Origin of the sequence: Janthinobacterium sp. HH106 (assembly GCF_001758725.1) — a bacterium.
Lineage (GTDB): Bacteria > Pseudomonadota > Gammaproteobacteria > Burkholderiales > Burkholderiaceae_D > Janthinobacterium.
In genome coordinates, this window is sequence record NZ_LRIC01000066.1 from 37,380 (window position 1) to 53,139 (window position 15,760).

15 protein-coding genes are annotated in these 15,760 nt (G+C 64.3%); 6 read left to right on the forward strand and 9 right to left on the reverse strand.

Going from position 1 to position 15,760, the window contains the following annotated elements; translation table 11 throughout:
• Position 1: 1 nt before the first annotated feature.
• Positions 2-427 carry a hypothetical protein gene (locus tag JAB8_RS25005; RefSeq protein ID WP_070224787.1) on the reverse strand — a complete coding sequence of 142 codons (426 nt, stop codon included), beginning with the start codon at positions 425-427 and terminating at the stop codon, positions 2-4.
• Between the two features lie 189 nt (positions 428-616).
• On the opposite strand from JAB8_RS25005, the gene JAB8_RS25010 reads away from it, so the two are divergent.
• Positions 617-1,315 (forward strand): glutathione binding-like protein, encoded by a 699-nt coding sequence (locus tag JAB8_RS25010; protein ID WP_070291933.1) that lies wholly within the window; start codon positions 617-619, stop codon positions 1,313-1,315.
• Between the two features lie 3 nt (positions 1,316-1,318).
• Here JAB8_RS25010 and uraH read toward each other — a convergent pair whose 3' ends face one another.
• Both uraH and JAB8_RS25020 read right to left on the reverse strand, forming a co-directional pair.
• A complete protein-coding gene (uraH, locus tag JAB8_RS25015) occupies positions 1,319-1,726 on the reverse strand; it encodes a hydroxyisourate hydrolase (protein WP_070291935.1) in 408 nt (135 codons plus the stop codon).
• An 11-nt stretch (positions 1,727-1,737) separates the two neighbouring features.
• On the reverse strand, positions 1,738-2,232 hold the full coding sequence (locus tag JAB8_RS25020) for a heme-binding protein (protein ID WP_070291937.1): 495 nt from the start codon (positions 2,230-2,232) through the stop codon (positions 1,738-1,740).
• Between the two features lie 138 nt (positions 2,233-2,370).
• Here JAB8_RS25020 and JAB8_RS25025 point away from each other — a divergent pair, with 138 nt between their 5' ends.
• Both JAB8_RS25025 and JAB8_RS25030 read left to right on the forward strand, forming a co-directional pair.
• The gene (locus JAB8_RS25025; RefSeq protein ID WP_070224783.1) at positions 2,371-3,081 is read left to right on the forward strand and encodes a heavy metal response regulator transcription factor; all 711 of its coding nucleotides are present in this window, start codon (positions 2,371-2,373) and stop codon (positions 3,079-3,081) included.
• Positions 3,078-4,478 carry a heavy metal sensor histidine kinase gene (locus JAB8_RS25030; RefSeq protein WP_083287920.1) on the forward strand — a complete coding sequence of 467 codons (1,401 nt, stop codon included), beginning with the start codon at positions 3,078-3,080 and terminating at the stop codon, positions 4,476-4,478. Before JAB8_RS25025 ends, JAB8_RS25030 begins: the two co-directional genes overlap by 4 nt.
• 355 nt (positions 4,479-4,833) lie before the next feature.
• On the opposite strand, the gene JAB8_RS25035 is transcribed toward JAB8_RS25030, so the two are convergent.
• On the reverse strand, positions 4,834-8,058 hold the full coding sequence (locus JAB8_RS25035) for an AAA domain-containing protein (protein ID WP_254679592.1): 3,225 nt from the start codon (positions 8,056-8,058) through the stop codon (positions 4,834-4,836).
• Between JAB8_RS25035 and JAB8_RS30065 the strand changes: the two genes are divergently transcribed.
• Positions 8,026-8,376 carry a hypothetical protein gene (locus JAB8_RS30065; protein ID WP_230506439.1) on the forward strand — a complete coding sequence of 117 codons (351 nt, stop codon included), beginning with the start codon at positions 8,026-8,028 and terminating at the stop codon, positions 8,374-8,376. The genes JAB8_RS25035 and JAB8_RS30065 overlap by 33 nt on opposite strands.
• On the opposite strand, the gene JAB8_RS25040 is transcribed toward JAB8_RS30065, so the two are convergent.
• Entirely contained in the window at positions 8,373-10,085 is a 1,713-nt protein-coding gene (locus JAB8_RS25040) for a methyl-accepting chemotaxis protein (protein ID WP_070291942.1), read from the reverse strand. The genes JAB8_RS30065 and JAB8_RS25040 overlap by 4 nt on opposite strands.
• 207 nt (positions 10,086-10,292) lie before the next feature.
• Positions 10,293-11,183 carry a LysR family transcriptional regulator gene (locus JAB8_RS25045; protein ID WP_070291944.1) on the reverse strand — a complete coding sequence of 297 codons (891 nt, stop codon included), beginning with the start codon at positions 11,181-11,183 and terminating at the stop codon, positions 10,293-10,295.
• Positions 11,184-11,299: 116 nt separating this feature from the next.
• On the opposite strand from JAB8_RS25045, the gene JAB8_RS25050 reads away from it, so the two are divergent.
• Both JAB8_RS25050 and JAB8_RS25055 read left to right on the forward strand, forming a co-directional pair.
• Positions 11,300-12,493, forward strand: a complete 1,194-nt coding sequence (locus tag JAB8_RS25050) for a serine hydrolase domain-containing protein (RefSeq protein ID WP_070292016.1) — start codon at positions 11,300-11,302, stop codon at positions 12,491-12,493.
• Positions 12,490-13,680, forward strand: a complete 1,191-nt coding sequence (locus JAB8_RS25055; protein WP_070291946.1) for an MFS transporter — start codon at positions 12,490-12,492, stop codon at positions 13,678-13,680. The genes JAB8_RS25050 and JAB8_RS25055 overlap by 4 nt, the downstream gene beginning before the upstream one ends.
• On the opposite strand, the gene JAB8_RS25060 is transcribed toward JAB8_RS25055, so the two are convergent.
• The 3 genes from JAB8_RS25060 to JAB8_RS25070 all read right to left on the reverse strand — a co-directional run bounded on the left by JAB8_RS25060 (position 13,645) and on the right by JAB8_RS25070 (position 15,726).
• The gene (locus tag JAB8_RS25060) at positions 13,645-14,190 is read right to left on the reverse strand and encodes a DinB family protein (protein ID WP_070291948.1); all 546 of its coding nucleotides are present in this window, start codon (positions 14,188-14,190) and stop codon (positions 13,645-13,647) included. The genes JAB8_RS25055 and JAB8_RS25060 overlap by 36 nt on opposite strands.
• A gap of 31 nt (positions 14,191-14,221) precedes the next feature.
• Positions 14,222-14,821, reverse strand: a complete 600-nt coding sequence (locus JAB8_RS25065; protein WP_070224777.1) for a MarC family protein — start codon at positions 14,819-14,821, stop codon at positions 14,222-14,224.
• Between the two features lie 116 nt (positions 14,822-14,937).
• The gene (locus JAB8_RS25070) at positions 14,938-15,726 is read right to left on the reverse strand and encodes a helix-turn-helix transcriptional regulator (protein WP_083287921.1); all 789 of its coding nucleotides are present in this window, start codon (positions 15,724-15,726) and stop codon (positions 14,938-14,940) included.
• Positions 15,727-15,760 lie beyond the last annotated feature (34 nt).

A 15,760-nucleotide genomic window follows, 5' to 3' on the forward strand; every position in this document is an offset into this window, starting at 1 on the left:
CCTATTGAGCCGGTGCCGCCGCTTGCGGCGCCGGCTCGAATTCCAGCTTGTCATCGACGACCACGAATTGCCCGACCGGCTGGCCCAGGTCGGCTTTCGGGTCGTTTTCCATTTCCGTCAGCTCATTGCAGGTATTCGTTTCCGCCTGCCACAGCTGCTTGCCCATGCGGATATTCCACAGGCCATCGCCGGCCGCAAACAGCTCGACCTTGATGTCGGCCGGCGCATCGGTGGACAGCGTATGCAGGCGCTGGCATTGCGGCAGGTTGGTGGCCATCAGCTGCACTTCCACGGTATCTTGCCAAAAATAACGTTGCTGGCGGCGCACGGTCAGGGAATGGTCCTGGCCGTCGAACATGTAGATGGCGAAGTCCTGGACACAGCCTGACAGCAGGACGGACAGCGTGACGATCAGGAGTTTGCGCATGGTCGGCTTTCTTTGTTTGTGCTCTGGAATGTCGGGATGCCTGCGTGACGGTGCCAGTGGGTGCTTGCCCAGCCTGGACGCCGTCTTGTTTTTCGCTTACGTGGCATTATATCCATGCATATCAGTTGCGGCGCGACAATAGTTCTGCCAAGTTCGCCTGCCCCTACTCATCTACCTGGAAAGACCACGATGATCGACCTGTATTACTGGACCACGCCCAACGGGCACAAAGTGACGATGTTCCTGGAAGAAGCGGGCATCCCCTACAACATCATTCCCGTGCATATCGGCAAGGGCGAGCAGTTCAAGCCCGAGTTTCTCGCCATCGCGCCGAACAACCGCATCCCCGCCATCGTCGACCAGGCGCCGGCGGATGGCGGTGAACCGCTCTCCCTGTTCGAATCGGGCGCGATTTTGCAATACCTGGCCGAGAAAAGCGGGCAATTCCTGCCGGCCGACGTGCGGGGACGTGCCGAGGTCATGCAATGGCTGTTCTGGCAAATGGGCGGCCTTGGCCCCATGGCCGGGCAAAACCACCATTTCGTGCAATATGCGCCCGAACCGATCGATTACGCCATCACGCGCTACGTCAATGAAACGAACCGGCTATACGGCGTGCTGAACAAGCGCCTGGCGGACCGCGCATTCGTGGCCGGCGACACGTATTCCATCGCCGACATGGCGATCTACCCGTGGATCGTGCCGCACGAACGCCAGCGCCAGAAGCTGGAAGACTTCCCGCACCTGGCGCGCTGGTTCGCGGCCATCGCCGCCCGTCCCGCCACCGTGCGCGCGTATGCGCGGGCAGCCGAAATCAATGTGCAGCCCACCGTCAGCGGCGACGCGAAAAGCGTGCTGTTCGGGCAGACGGCGAAGACGCTGGGCTAAGCTTCAGTTTCCGCGGTAGGTGGAAAAGCCGAAAGGGCTGAGCAGCAAGGGAATGTGATAGTGCTGCTCGGTCTTTTCCACGTGGAATTGCACGGGGATTTCCGGGAAGAATGTTTCCTGTTTCAGCCGCGCATAGTGTTCGCCAGTTTTAAACACGATGCGGTAGTCGCCCGCCTGCATGGGTTGATTTTCCGGATACATGGCCGCGATGCGTCCTTGCGCGTTCGTCACGGCGCTGCCCAACTGTTGCCAAGCATCCCCTTTTTTCTGCTCCAGCGTGACCGTCACGCCCGCGGTCGGCTGGCCGCTCTGCAGGTCGAGGATGTGCACGCTCAAGGGATTGGCGGCCAGCGCCATGCTGGACAGGCTGGCGAAAGCCAGGGCGGCGGTGATTTTTTTCAGATAGGTCATTGTTGTTGCTTTCACAGGGTGGGGGAATCGAGTTCAGGAATGGCGGCCAGGGCGGCATGGGCGCAGGCGCGGTCTTGCAGGGCGCCACCGCCGCCGGCGACGCCGATGGCGCCGACGACTTCGCCCTTGGCGCGCAAGGGCAGGCCGCCACCCAGCAGCAACAGTTCCGGCACGGTCATCAAATTGGCCATGTCGGGATTGCCGCGCGCGGCCACGGCCAGCGCCTGGGTATCGTTTTTCGTCGACAGGGCCGTGTAGGCCTTGCGCCGGCTGGCGTCCGTGTTGTGCGGCCCGACGCCATCGGCGCGCTGCACGGTCACGACATTGCCGCCACGGTCGAGTACGCTGACGACGATATGCCGGCCTTGCGCCTGGCACGCGGCGATGGCCGCATTCGCCAGCTTGTTGGCCATTGCCAGAGAAAGATCATCGACCTGGCGCAGCTGGGCGTGGGCGGGGCTGGCCAGCAGGTACAGCAGGGTACTGCCGAGTAACAGGGTTTTCATGTGGCTGTCCGTTGATAAGGTGGCGCCAGTATGGTCAGTGTTGCCCTACGAGAAGATGATCGCCGCATGACATTTTTATCATCCGCGGTGCCCGGCGCGCGGCGTAGAATGGTCTTATATTCCCCTTAGAAAGCTGCCATGCGCATCCTGGTCATTGAAGACGAACCGAAGACGGGCGACTATCTGCTGCGCGGCCTGGCCGAGTCCGGCTTCACGGTGAGCCTGGCGCGCAATGGCCGCGATGGCTTGCACATGGCAAGTACGGAGTCACCCGATCTGATCGTGCTCGACGTGATGCTGCCCATCATGGACGGCTGGCAAGTCTTGCGTGCGCTGCGCCTGCAAGAGGGCGGCGCGGACGTGCCCGTGATTTTCCTGACGGCGCGCGACGAAGTGCAGGACCGTGTGAAAGGGCTGGAACTGGGCGCCGACGATTACCTGGTGAAACCATTTGCCTTTGCCGAACTGGTGGCGCGCATCCGCACCCTGCTGCGGCGCGGGCCACCGCGTGAAGACGACGTCATCCGCATCGGCGACATGGAAATCGACGTGATGAAACGCAAGGTCAGCCGGCAAGGCCAGCGCATCGCCCTGACGGCCAAGGAATTCGGTTTGCTGCATTTATTGGCGCGGCGCCAGGGCGAAGTGCTGTCGCGTTCCATCATCGCCTCGCAAGTGTGGGACATCAATTTCGAGAGCGACACCAATGTCATCGACGCGGCCATCCGACGCCTGCGCAGCAAGCTCGACGATCCGTTCGAACCCAAGCTGATCCACACCTTGCGGGGCATGGGCTATGTCTGCGAATTGCGCGCGCCCACGGTACCTGACAATGGCGCCGCCGCATGAAGCTGGCAGAACTGCGGCGCTCGCTGACCCTGCGCGTGACGCTCGTCTTCGTGCTGATCGTGGCGCTCGTGTCGGCCGGGCTGGGCATGCATCTGTACCGTTCCTTTGTGGCGGAAATCGAGCGCCGCGACGATATTTTGTTGCTGGGAAAACTGCGGCAGATCCAGCAATTACTGGGCAATGCCGGCACCCTGGACATCATCCGCGAGCGGCCCCAGTATTTCCGCGACACCATGAGCGGACAAGAGAATTCCCTGGTGCGCATCGTGCGCGCCGATGGCACGCGATTGATCGATGTCAATCCGAACGGCGAGACGGTGGCGCATGCTGTTCCCGTGGCCGTCGATGCGCCCGTGACGGCCAGCGACATCGTCAGCTGGACCAGCCGCGACGGTTATCCGGCCCGGGTCGTGGCGGCCAGCGCGCGCATCGGCGAGCCGGCGCAGATGGCCGATATTGTCGTCGCCCGGGTCTACGGCGACCGCACGGCCATGTTCGCCGCCTACCGCTGGCAGATCGTCGTCTCCGTCGCCGTCAGCGCACTGGTGGCGGCGATTCTGGCCAGCGTGATGCTGCTGCGGGGATTGCGGCCGCTGCGCAATATCGCCGCCCATGCGGCCCTCGTGCGGCCGGGCAAGCTGGGGCAGCAGCTCGAGGCACGCGGCGCGCCCACGGAACTGCTGCCCCTGATCCAGGCCTTGAACGCCATGCTGGCGCGCCTGCAGGAAGGCTATGCGCGGCTGTCGCAGTTTTCCGCCGATCTGGCACATGAATTTCGCACGCCCGTCACTAATCTGCTGGGACAAAGCCAGGTCATGCTGGCCCGCCCGCGCAGCGCGCACGAATATGAACAGCTGGTGTCGTCAAATGTGGAAGAGCTGGAACGGCTGTCGCGCATGATCGACAGCATGCTGTTTCTGGCGCGCGCGCAGCAGGATGAAATGGTGCTCGTCAAGCAAGTCTTGCCCGTGCAGGACGAGTTCTTGCGCCTGGCCGATTTCTTCGAAGGCCTGGCCGAAGAGCGCGAGCTGGCGCTGGCCTGCCACGGCAGCGGCACGGTGACGGCCGAGCCGCAACTGCTGCGCCGCGCACTGGGCAATTTGCTGTCGAACGCCATCCGCCACGCGGCGCCGGGCAGCACGATTTTATTGCGTTCGCACGCGACCAACGAGGGCGTGGAACTGAGCGTGAGCAACCTCGGCCCCGCCATCCCCGCGCGTCATTTGCCGCACCTGTTCGAGCGCTTCTACCGCGCCGACCCGGCCCGCAGCGACTCGGCCGCCTCCACAGGATTAGGGCTGGCCATCGTCACGGCCATCATGCAGTTGCATGGCGGCAGCGCGACGGTCGCATCCGACGCTGCCGCCACGACATTTACCTTGGTTTTCCCGGCGTAATATTGATGGTGGTGGTGTCGGATTACGCGCTTGCGCGCTAATCCGACCTACGTCTTGGTTTTCCCGGTGCAGGAAAGTAGGTCGGATTAGCGGGGCGTAGCCGCGCGTAATCCGACAATAGCGATTCGGCCGCTTCCGCAGGCCTGGGCACGGCCTGCGTCACGGCCATCGTGCAGTTATACGGCGGCAGCGCGAGTGTGGCGTCCGACGCGGCCGCCACGACGTTTACCTTGGTCTTCCCGGCGCAGCAACGTAGGTCGGATTAGCGGGGCGTAGCCGCGCGTAATCCGACAAGAGCGGCCAACAATGTTGTCGGATTACGCGCTGGGGCGCTAATCCGACCTACGCCTGCCAATCAGCCCATCTCCACCAAAAACTCATGCATGCCCGTATGCGGCAATTGCGCGCACGCGGGCGCAAAATGCGGCAACTGGCCCCACAGCAGCGGGTTGCCGACGATGTACACATAATGCTGCGCGCGCGTCAGGGCCACGTTGAGCAAATTCGGCGTGGCCGCCGCCCACTGCGCGGCGCCGGTCGTGCTGTCGTCGGCGCCGAGGACCAGCATGACCACGCTTTGTTCCTTGCCCTGGAAGGTATGCACGGTGCCCACCATCTGGCTGCTCCATTGGCGCAGTTCGCGCGCCGTCGGCGCCTTGCCGTAGCCGAGGCGGCGGTCCCAGTCCATGTCGACGATGCGCGAACGCAGTTCGTTGCGCACGGCCTTGAACGGCGTAATCACATACATGTCCGGCAGCTTGCCATCGCGGCGATACAGTTTCAACAGCACTTCCAGCACGAAATCGAGCTGCACGGGCACCACCTGCTTGTAGCTGACGGCGCCGACTGCGTCGATCCAGCGGCTCGGTCCCCGCGTCAGGCCCCGCGCGCCGGCCGGCGGCGTGCGCTCGGCCAGCCCGTAGACCATCTTGTCTTCGTAGGCGATGCTGTTGGCCAGCGAAAACATCGGTTCCACGCAGCGGCGGTGCACGCGCAGCGGGCTGCCTATCCACAGGGGCTGGGCGCTATTGGCGCCCACCAGCGCGCCATAGCGGTTGGCCTTGTCGGCCAGGGTCTGCACGGAAACGGAAGTCGGCGCGTAGCTGCCATCCTGCGTATGCGGCGACAGGGCGGACAGGGTTTGCACGAGGCGGCCCGGCACCGTGAACACGGGTTCGATCTGCAGCGGGTCGCCCACGACGACGGCGCGCTTGGCGCGCCACAGGCTGCCCAGCGCCGCTTGCGGCACGGCCTGGCCCGCTTCATCGATGAACAGCCAGCCCAGCGATTCGGGACCCATGCCCTGGAACTGGCGCGCGAACGAGGCGAACGTGGTCGACACGACAGGCACCACCATGAACAGGCTGTGCCAGACCATGGCGACGTGCGACTGGTCATACGCGCGCTTGTTTTTCAGCAATTTCGACACGGCCAGCAAGTTGCCGCCAAAGCCGGGTCCGCCCTTCTTCGCCACTTCCGCCAGCCACGCTTCGTGCAGGGCCAGGGCCTTGGCAAACAGGCGCGAGCGCAGGCGCGCCAGCGCCGGTTCATGCCACAGGCCGCCTATCTGCAGGGCGTCGCCGTCCAGTTCGTCCAGGCTGGCCGGCGCGATGATGGTGGGAAAGCGCAGGCGTGCGCGGCGCAGCAATTCCGTGCTGTCATCCCATTCGCGCTGGCGCGATTGCGCCGTGCGCAGGGCAATGTGCAGGCTGTTGCGGGCCCGCTCGCAGCGCGGCTCCAGCTCGCCCTTGAGCAGCAGCTTGATGGCGGAGACGTCGCGCGCGGCCTGGCGCTGCGCCTCGGCATTGGCCACGACGGCGTCCTTGTAGGCGCGCGCCGGGGCCGTGCGGAACAGGCGGGCAAAAAAGCCCGGTTGCGTCAGCGCCACCAGGCGCTCTTCTTCCAGCAATTCCTTCTTGCTGGCGAGCAGGGTGTCCTGCTGCGCCAGCGCGCCGGACAGGGCGCCATTCGCTGCATCCATCTCTTGCTCAGCTTCAATCAACGCCTGCTGGCTGGCCTGGATAAAATCGGCTTCCGAGCACGTGCCCACGGCTTGCCACAGGGCCGCGTATTGGGCGTGCTCGGCCAAGGCCTTTTCCACCACATGTTCCGTTTCGCGGAACTCGCGCGCGGCCTGGGCGAAGCTCACGCCCTGGTAGCTGGCCAGCCACTGGCGGATATTCTGTGCATTCGGCGTCTTGCGCGCCGTGCTCTTGTCCCAGTCATCGTCATAAAAATTGCTGACGAAGCGGCGGCGGTTGGCGCTATTGCCCAGCGCGCAGGACATCAAGCCCCACGGCGCTTCCATCTCGTCCAGGGCGCGGTTGGCGCCATTGCCGTCGGCCACGACCCGGCGCGCCACGCTTTCAAAGTAACGCGTGCGCGCCCATTCCTTGCCCAGCTGTTTCGGTTTTGGGAGGTCGCCGGAAATATTTTCCACCGCCGCATTGTTCGACGAGGCGACGACCATTTCAAAGCCCGTCAGTTCCGGGCGCAAGCGGGCGATGGTGATCGGGTCGCGCACGCCTTCGAAGGCTACGGCCACCTTGCCGATGAAGGCGTCGCCGGCGCGGTCCAGGCAGGACAGCACGCTGGCGCGGCGCACGATGTTGTCGGCAAACAATTCGCGCAATAACGTCGTCTTGCCCGTGCCGGGCGGGCCGTTGACGGAAAAGATGCCGCGTTCGCTCAAGCCCGTGCGCGCGCCGTGGATGGCGAATTGCTGCATCAGGCTCATGGCGTAGCTGGCGTCTTCCAGCCAGTGGCCGCGGTTCATGTTCGCGGGATTGAGCATGGCGGCCAGTGCCTGGCGTCCGGTCGGGCTGTACAGGTCGATGCGCTCGTCCTGCGCCAGCGGCGTCAGGTAGGCGGCCACGGTCGCGGGCAACTTGCCCCCACGCAAGGCGCGGATGATCTGCTCCAGGTCATCGAGGTAAAAACTGTTGAGGATATCGATCGACGGCTCCACCGCGTCGCCAAAGTCCAGGCTGCGGTTCTGGCTGGCCTCAGCCAGGTCGCCTTCCGCCACAGCCGCGCGTTTTTTGCGCGTGCGCAATTCCAGCACGGCCAGCGGCTGGCCTGCGGACGGGTGGAAACCGGCCCAGTCGCGCAGCAGGTCGGCCAGGGCCGCGATTTCCATGCCGGACAGGGGCGACGAGACATTGCCCGCCTCGTCCGTCACTGTCTGCGGGGCGCGGGCGGCGGCAAAGTTGCGCAGGCTGTCCTGCAGCGCCAGCTGGCTGTCGCTGAAGGCGTCCAGGCTCAGGCCGGACCAGTCCGGCGTGCGGGCGCGGCCCAGGGCCCACGGCAAGGTCGACACGGAGACGGGATCGAACTGCGGCTCGCCCAGCGCATTGAGGTTGATGCGGGCAAAGCACGAGCGTCCCAGCAGCTCTGTTTTTTCTGTCTCGGCAATGTTTTCCGGGCCGTTGGCCGGCGGGCAAGCCTTGTTGATTTCGGCCTTGTCGAACACGCCGAGGAACAGTGAAAAGCCGTCGATCTCGCGGTCGGAAGGGACTGGCCACTGCGTGGCGAACTGCGGCGGCAATTGCGCCAGCTGTTCGCGGTGGAGGAGACGCACGGTGGATTGGTCTTCAACGTCCGTGATTTGATTCAGGTCAAACGGGATAAAGAATTCGATCTTGTGCCAATACTCCAGGATAGCCAGGAGGCGCTGCTGTTCTGCCTGATTCATGATGACCAATATTTTGTAAAGCGAGCGAGGATTGTAAAGCGTATGCGCGGTGCACGTTTTGCACTTTTGTCTATTGCGCGGGCTTTGCCGCAAAAAAAGTGGTATTGGCGGACGAAAAAAAGCCAGGCAGCAACTTCCTGCCTGGCTTTTCCCGTTGCGGTGTTGCCGGGTGTTAAAACTCTGGTATTAACACGGGTGTTTTAAAACTCTTCCCATTCGCTTTCGGCGGCGGCGTTGCTGCGGCGCGCCGGCGCGGCCGCGACGGCCTTGCGCACAGGGGCGGGCTTGGCTGCGGGGCGCGCGATGGCGGGCGCAGCCGCTGCCGGCGTGGCGCGCACAGGCGTCAGCTTGCTGACGCTGGCAACATGGTTGCCGGTTTTAAAGAAGCCCACCACGTGCGCCAGTTCGCCCGCCTGTTCCTGCATGCTTTGCGAGGCGGCCGCCGCTTCTTCCACCAGGGCCGCGTTTTGCTGCGTCACTTCATCCATCTGGGCAATGGCCATGTTGATCTGTTCGATGCCGATGGTCTGCTCGTGCGTGGCGGAGGTGATCTCGCCCATGATGTCGGTCACGCGCACGATGCTGTCGACGATGTCGCCCATGGTCTGGCCCGCTTCATTGACGAGGCGCGAACCCGTGTCCACGTTGGCGACCGAAGCGGCGATCAGTTCCTTGATTTCCTTGGCGGCCGAGGCCGAACGGTGCGCCAGATTGCGTACCTCGGTGGCGACGACGGCGAAGCCACGGCCCTGTTCGCCCGCGCGCGCCGCTTCCACGGCCGCGTTCAAGGCCAGGATGTTGGTCTGGAAGGCGATGCCGTCGATGACGCCGATGATGTCGACGATTTTCTTCGACGAGTCATTGATCGTGCCCATGGTGTCGACCACTTGCGCGACGATGCTGCCGCCGCGCACGGCCACTTCCGACGCGCTTTTCGCCAGCTGGTTCGCCTGGCGCGCATTGTCCGCGTTCTGTTTCACGGTCGAGGTCAGCTCTTCCATGGCCGACGCCGTTTCTTCCAGCGAACTGGCTTGCTCTTCCGTGCGTGACGACAGGTCGAGGTTGCCTGCGGCAATTTCGCTCGACGCCGTGGAAATCGCATCCGTACCGTTGCGCACTTGCGCCACCACGCCCAGCAAGCTCGTGTTCATGGCTTTCAGGGCGCCCAGCAGGCGGCCCGTTTCATCGCTGGAATCGACGACGATGTGCGACGACAAATCGCCCGAAGCGACGGTTTCGGCCACGCTGACGGCCGCATTGATGGGCTGGGTGATCGAGCGCGTGATGATCCAGGCAACAAAAGCGCCCAGCAGCACGGCCACGCTGCCCAAGGTAATCATGGAAGCGCGCGCACTGTTGCTCAGCGTTTCGGCGTCCGTTGCCGCCTGGGCCGCCTGCTCGCCTTCATACGCGACCAGGCTGTCGAGCGCGCCCAGCACGCGTTTCAGGCTCGGTGCCGCCTGCTGCGTCAAAAAGGCGATCGCTTCATCCGTCTGGCCCGCATTGCGCAGCTCGATGACCTTGTTGTTCAGCGGCGCGCCCGATTTCAGGGCCGCGTCCAGTTCAGCCATCAGCGCCGTTTCCTTGTCTGTCGAAATTTTCTTTTGCAGGGTTTCCTTGGCGGCGCCGTATTTCTTGCGTGCTTCGCCGATCTTTGCCAGTTCCGCCTGCACCAGCGCTTCCGTCGGCGCCACCACAATGCTGGTGATCGCCAGGGTAATGTTGCGCACGTTGTCGCTCATGGTATTGGCGGCCGCCATCTTGACGTTCTTGTCGGCCACGATGTCGTGTGTGCGTGCGCTCAGTTGCCCCATGGAGTACAGGCCGACGAGCAAGACGGCCACCAGCAGACCGAGAACGACAGCAAATCCGATCCCGAGCCGGGTGCCGATTTTGAATTGTGTAAGTGACATGATTGCTTTCGTATTGCGGAAGTGAAGGAAAACGTCGACAGGCCAAGGCTACGGGTTTATACGTAAGGGCGGCCAGCCTGTAATTGTTCCTCAAAATTCCGCACTGCAATACAAAAACTTGTATCAAGTCCGCGAAAAGTTTAAAAAATGGTAGCAAATTAAATAAGTTGTCGTGTGGAAACAACGAGCGCGACGCCGGATGCGGGCTTAGTTTTCCGGAAACACGTGCGTGGCGAGGAAGTCGATGAAGGCGCGCAGTTTCGGCGTCAGGTGGCGGCTGCTGGGCCACAGGATGCGAAAGGCGCCGTCGTGCCGGCGGTGCGCGTCCAGCACCGGCTGCATGCGGCCCGCCGTCAGCGCCGCGTGCACGGCAAAGTCGGGCAGGGCGGCGATGCCCAGGCCGCTTTCGGCAAAGTGCAGCAGGGTGTCGACGTTGTTACAGTTGAGCACAGTCGGCAAGCCGGCCGCGTGCAGGGCATGCCACTCGGGCAAGGGCCACGCCTCGACCTTGCCGCTGCTGGGAAACTTGTACAGCAAACAAGTGTGGCGTGCCAGGTCGGCCGGCAGCGCGGGCGTGCCGTTGCGCGCCAGATAGGCTGGCGAGGCCACCAGTTGCAGCTGGAACTGGCCCAGCTGGCGGCTCATCAAACGGCTGTCGGCGCTTTCTCCCGCGCGTACGACGGCGTCATAGCCTTCTTCGATCACGTCGACCCGGCGGTCGCTGAAATCGAGGTCGAGTTCCACCTGCGGATAGGCACGCGCAAAGGCCGCCAGCACGGGATTGAGCAGGCTGCCCACCTGCGGCAGGCTGACGCGCAGCCGGCCTTGCGGCGCGCGCTTGCTGTTCGATAACTCCAGCTCGGCCGCTTCGATTTCGCCCAGGATGCGCCGGCAGCGCTCGAGAAACACGGTACCTTCGCTGGTCAGCGCGATGCTGCGCGTGCTGCGGTGAAACAGGCGCACGCCGAGCCGCTCTTCCAGCCGCGCGATGCTCTTGCCCACGGCCGAGGCGGAAATACCGAGCACCCGGCCCGCCGCGACAAAACTGCGCGTTTCCGCCGCCTGCACGAAGGCCGTGAATCCCGCCAGGTTATCCATGGTTTTCCTTTTGATTGCGGATGTCAACGTCCGCACAGACTGAAACTATAGCCTGTTTTTCTTTGATCGCGTCTCGCTTACCTTGACAGCCTGATCATTTGAAAGGCTACGCCATGATGTACAACTTCTCTCCCTCGGCCTTGGCCGCCCGCATCGACCCCTTGCTCGATGCCGTGCTGCAGCAGCAGCGCCTGGTGGGCGCCGTGGTGCTGGTGCGCCAGCGCGGCCACGATATCTATCGCCGCGCCGCCGGCCAACTGGACCGCGAGGCCGGTACGCTCATGGTGGAAGACGCCGTCTTCCGCCTGGCCTCGGTCAGCAAACCCATCGTCTCCACGGCCGCGCTGGCGCTGGTGGGGCAGAACCGCCTGGGCCTGGACGACCGGGTGGCGCGCTGGCTGCCGTATTTTGCGCCGCGCCAGCCGGACGGCGCCGTGGCGGCGATGACCGTGCGCCACTTGCTCACGCACACGGCCGGGCTCGACTATGGCTTTTTCCAGCCGCCGGGCGGGGCGTATGCACGGGCTGGCGTGTCGGACGGCATGGATGCCTCCCGCATTTCCCTGGAAGACAACCTGCGCCGCCTCGCTACCGTGCCGCTCGCGTCTGCACCGGGCGCGCGCTGGGCGTATTCGATCGCCACCGACGTGCTGGGCGCCGTGATCGAAGCGGTGACTGATCTGCCGCTGGCGCACGCCGTGGCGCAGCTGGTGACGGCGCCGCTGGCCATGCACGACACGGGTTTTATGGCCACGGACGGGGCGCGCCTGGCCGTCGCGTATGCGGACCGCGCAGCGGGAGAAGCCCGGCCGCGCCGTTTGCTGGACGAGGGGGAAGACCATCTGCCGTTTCTCGAAGGCATGGCCGGCTTTACCTTGTCGCCGGCAAGGGCGCTCGACGCGCACGCGTATCCGTCCGGCGGCGCCGGCATGGTCGGCTCCGCCCCCGATTTCATGCGCCTGCTGGAAACCCTGCGACTGGGCGGCGCGCCGCTGCTGCCGCCAGCGCTGGCGCGCCAGATGGGAGCAAACCAGACGGGCGGTTTCGACTTGCCGTTCTGGCCGGGACGCGGCTTCGGCCTGGGGTTCACGGTCTTGACGGACCCGCTTGCCGCCGCCACGCCGGAAGCGGCGGGCAGCTGGCGCATGGGCGGCACGTATGGCCATTCGTGGTTTGTCGACCCGGCGCAGGAACTGTCCGTGGTGGCGTTTACGAATACGGCATTGGAGGGCATGGCGGGGCCCTTCGTGACGGAACTGTGCCAGGCGATTTATGGCAGCAAGGAAGCTGGCGCCAAGGAAATGCCATGACGCGCCCGCACCCCATCGTTTTTCTCGCGCTGGGCCTGTTCGGCGTGTATTGCATCGAGTTTGGCGTGGTGGGCATCTTGCCGATGATCATGCAGCGCTATGGCGTGACGGCCGCGCAGGCGGGTTCGCTGGTGAGCCTGTTCGCGCTGGTGATCGCCGTGGGCGGCCCCTTCCTCGTGCTGCTGGCCACGCGGTGGCGCCGCAAGAGCGTGCTGATCGTCTCGCTGCTCGTGTTTGCCCTGGCCAGCGTGGCCTCGGCGTATGCACCGCGCTTCGGGCTGCTGCTGGCGCTGCGCATCGTGCCGGCCCTGTTCCACCCCGTGTATTTCTCGCTGGCCATGGTGGCCGCCGCCGCCCTGTATCCGCCGCGCGATGCGGCGCGGGCCGGCGCGCATGCGTTCACTGGCACCAGCATGGGCATGGTGCTGGGCATCCCGCTGACCACCTGGATCGCTGCCCAATATGGCTATGAGGCATCGTTCCTCGCGTGCGCCCTCGTCAATGCGCTGGCCGCGCTGGGCTTATATGTGTTCTTGCCCGACACGCCGCGCGAGGCGCCGCTGGCGTATGGCCGCCAGCTGGCCGTGCTGCGCAAACCTGCGCTGTGGTTCACGATCGCCGCCGCCGTGCTGGTGTTTGCCGCCATGTTTGCCGTGTATGCGTATGCGGCCGCGTATCTGCAGCAGGTGGCGGGCTTGTCGGCGCGCCAGACGGGGCTGGCGCTGGTGGTGTTTGGCGTGGGCGGCGTGGCGGGCAATCTGTTCGCGGGGCGCCAGCTGGGCACGCATGTGCTGCGCACGGTCTTGCTGCAGCCTGTGCTGCTGGGGCTGGCGTACTGGCTGTTGTACCGGCATGCGGGCACGGGTATCGGCTGGGCGGCGCTGGCCGTGTTGCTGCTGTTCTGGGGCGCCGCGCATACGAGCGGGCTGATCGTCACGCAAGTATGGCTCAGCAGCGAAGCGCGCGAGGCGCCCGCGTTCGCCATCGGCGTGTATATCGCCGCCATCAACCTGGGCGTGACGCTGGGCGCGCTGGCCGGCGGCATGGCCATCGAGTCCTATGGCATGCCGGGGGCGCTGGCTTGCGGCGCGCTGCTGGGCGGGCTGGCGCTGGCAGCGATTGCCGTGAAAGCGTGGCTGTACCGCCCGCCGTCAGTCGGCAATATGGTTGGGGATGCGAAACAGTAAATCCGTGTCGCCGATGTCCACGCCCGCTTGCGACAGCAAGGTGCTGGCCTGACCCCGGTGATGCGTCTGGTGGTTAAAGAAATGCATGAGCAGGCTGAAAAACTCGCGCCGGTTCGGCCCCTTGCTGTTGCGGTAATCGAGCAAATGGTCGAGGTCTTCTTCGCGGATGGACGCGGCCCAGTCGATGATGAGCTGGTCCAGCCATTGCCGGTGCGCGTGCATGGCGGCAAAATCGTCGGCCGCGAACAGCGGCTGCGTGAGCGACGCGGGCGGCGTGATGGCGCGGATGGGATCGAGCAGGGGGAAACCGGCCGGATGTTTCGCGTAGCGCTGCAGCCACAGCGTGTCGCCCACCATCACGTGGTTCAGGGTGGCCAGCAGGGAGCCGAAAAAGGCGCCCCGCTCGCGCTGCAGCTCGCCGGGCGGCAGGCTGGCCGCCGCTGCGTAGACCTTGGCATTCATCCACTGGTTGTAATCGGCCATCAGGCAAATGTGGGCGCAACGGCTCATGGTGATTCCTCCAGTGGATGAATGCTCTATGTTAAACGGACTTCAGGAACGCGCGTATGCCGGCCAGCAGCATTTCAATGGCCATCGCCGTCAGGATCAAGCCCATCAGGCGCTCGAACGCCGTCATGACCCTTGGACCGAGCGCCCGCTGCAAGCGTTCGGCGCACAGGAAGACGGCCAGCCAGACGACGGCCACGGCCGTCAATCCCGCCACGTGGGCGATCACTTCATTGACTTCATGCGAGGAAAACAGCAGCACGGTGGCCAGGGCCGACGGGCCGGCCAGCGCGGGGATGGCCAGCGGCACGATGAACGGCTCGCCGCCCATCTCGTGGTCGCTATTGCCCGCGTTTGGCTGCGGAAACACCATGCGCATGGCGATCAGGAACAAAATCACGCCGCCGCCGATGCGCAGCGCCACTTCCGACAATTGCAAGGCGTTCAGGAAATGGCGGCCGAAGAACATAAACAGCAGCAAGATGCCGAAGGCGATCAGGCATTCACGCACCACGACTTTCCAGCGCCGCTCGATCGGTACCCGTTTCAGGGCGTTGACGAACAGGGAAACGTTGCCGAATGGATCGGTGACGAGCAAAAGCAGGATAAAAGTCTGGAAGAAATTCTGTGTCATGGTGGTGTGATAGAGGTCAACACCGCTGCCAGGATGGGCGCGGTGCGATAAGGCTTGCGATGATAACAAGCCCGGCGCTTATCGCCCATGATTATTGATGCATAGCAGCATTTTTTTTACGCGGCGATGACTTTTGCCTGGTAAAACGCGGTGGGCGTCGTGCCGAAATGCTTTTTGAACATGGCGGTAAACGCGCTCTGGCTCGTGTAGCCATTGTCCATGGCCACGTCGATGACCTTGCCGCCGCGCGCCAATTGCTCCAGCGCCCGCAGCAGCCGCGCTTGCTGGCGCCACTGGCCGAAGCGCATGCCCGTCTGCTTCTGGAACAAGCGGTGCAGGCTGCGCTCGGTGATCGCCAGTTCTTGCGCCCAGTGCGCCACCGTCAGTTGCTCGCCCGGTTGCTCCATCAGCCGCGCGCAGATGCCGCGCAGGCGCGCGTCCGCAGGCAAGGGCAGATACAGGGGCAGCACAGGCAGGCTGCCGAGTTCGTGCAACAGCAATTGCAGCAGATGCCAGTCGCGGCTGCCTTCCGTAAAATCGGGCGCGATGTCGACGGCGGCCACGATCAGTTGCCGCAGCAGGGGGCTGATGTCGAGCACGCAACTGTGGCCAGGCAGCAATGGAGAATTGGCGCAGTTGACGAACACCGTGCGCATTTTCACGGCGCCGCTCATGCGCACCTGGTGCGCGATGCCGGGTTGCAGCCACACGCCGCGCGTGGGCGGCACCACCCAGCGCCCGCCCTGCGCCTCGATGGTCATCACGCCCTCGATGGCGTACAGCAATTGCGCATGCGTGTGGCGGTGTACGGAAATCACGTGGCCATGCGCATAGTCGACGGCCAGCGCCATGGCGCGCGCCGTGACGGGCAGCAATTCCTGAAAGGCGGGGGAGGTGCAATCCATAAAAAGAGCGTCAGTTTTGCGATAGGTATGGACA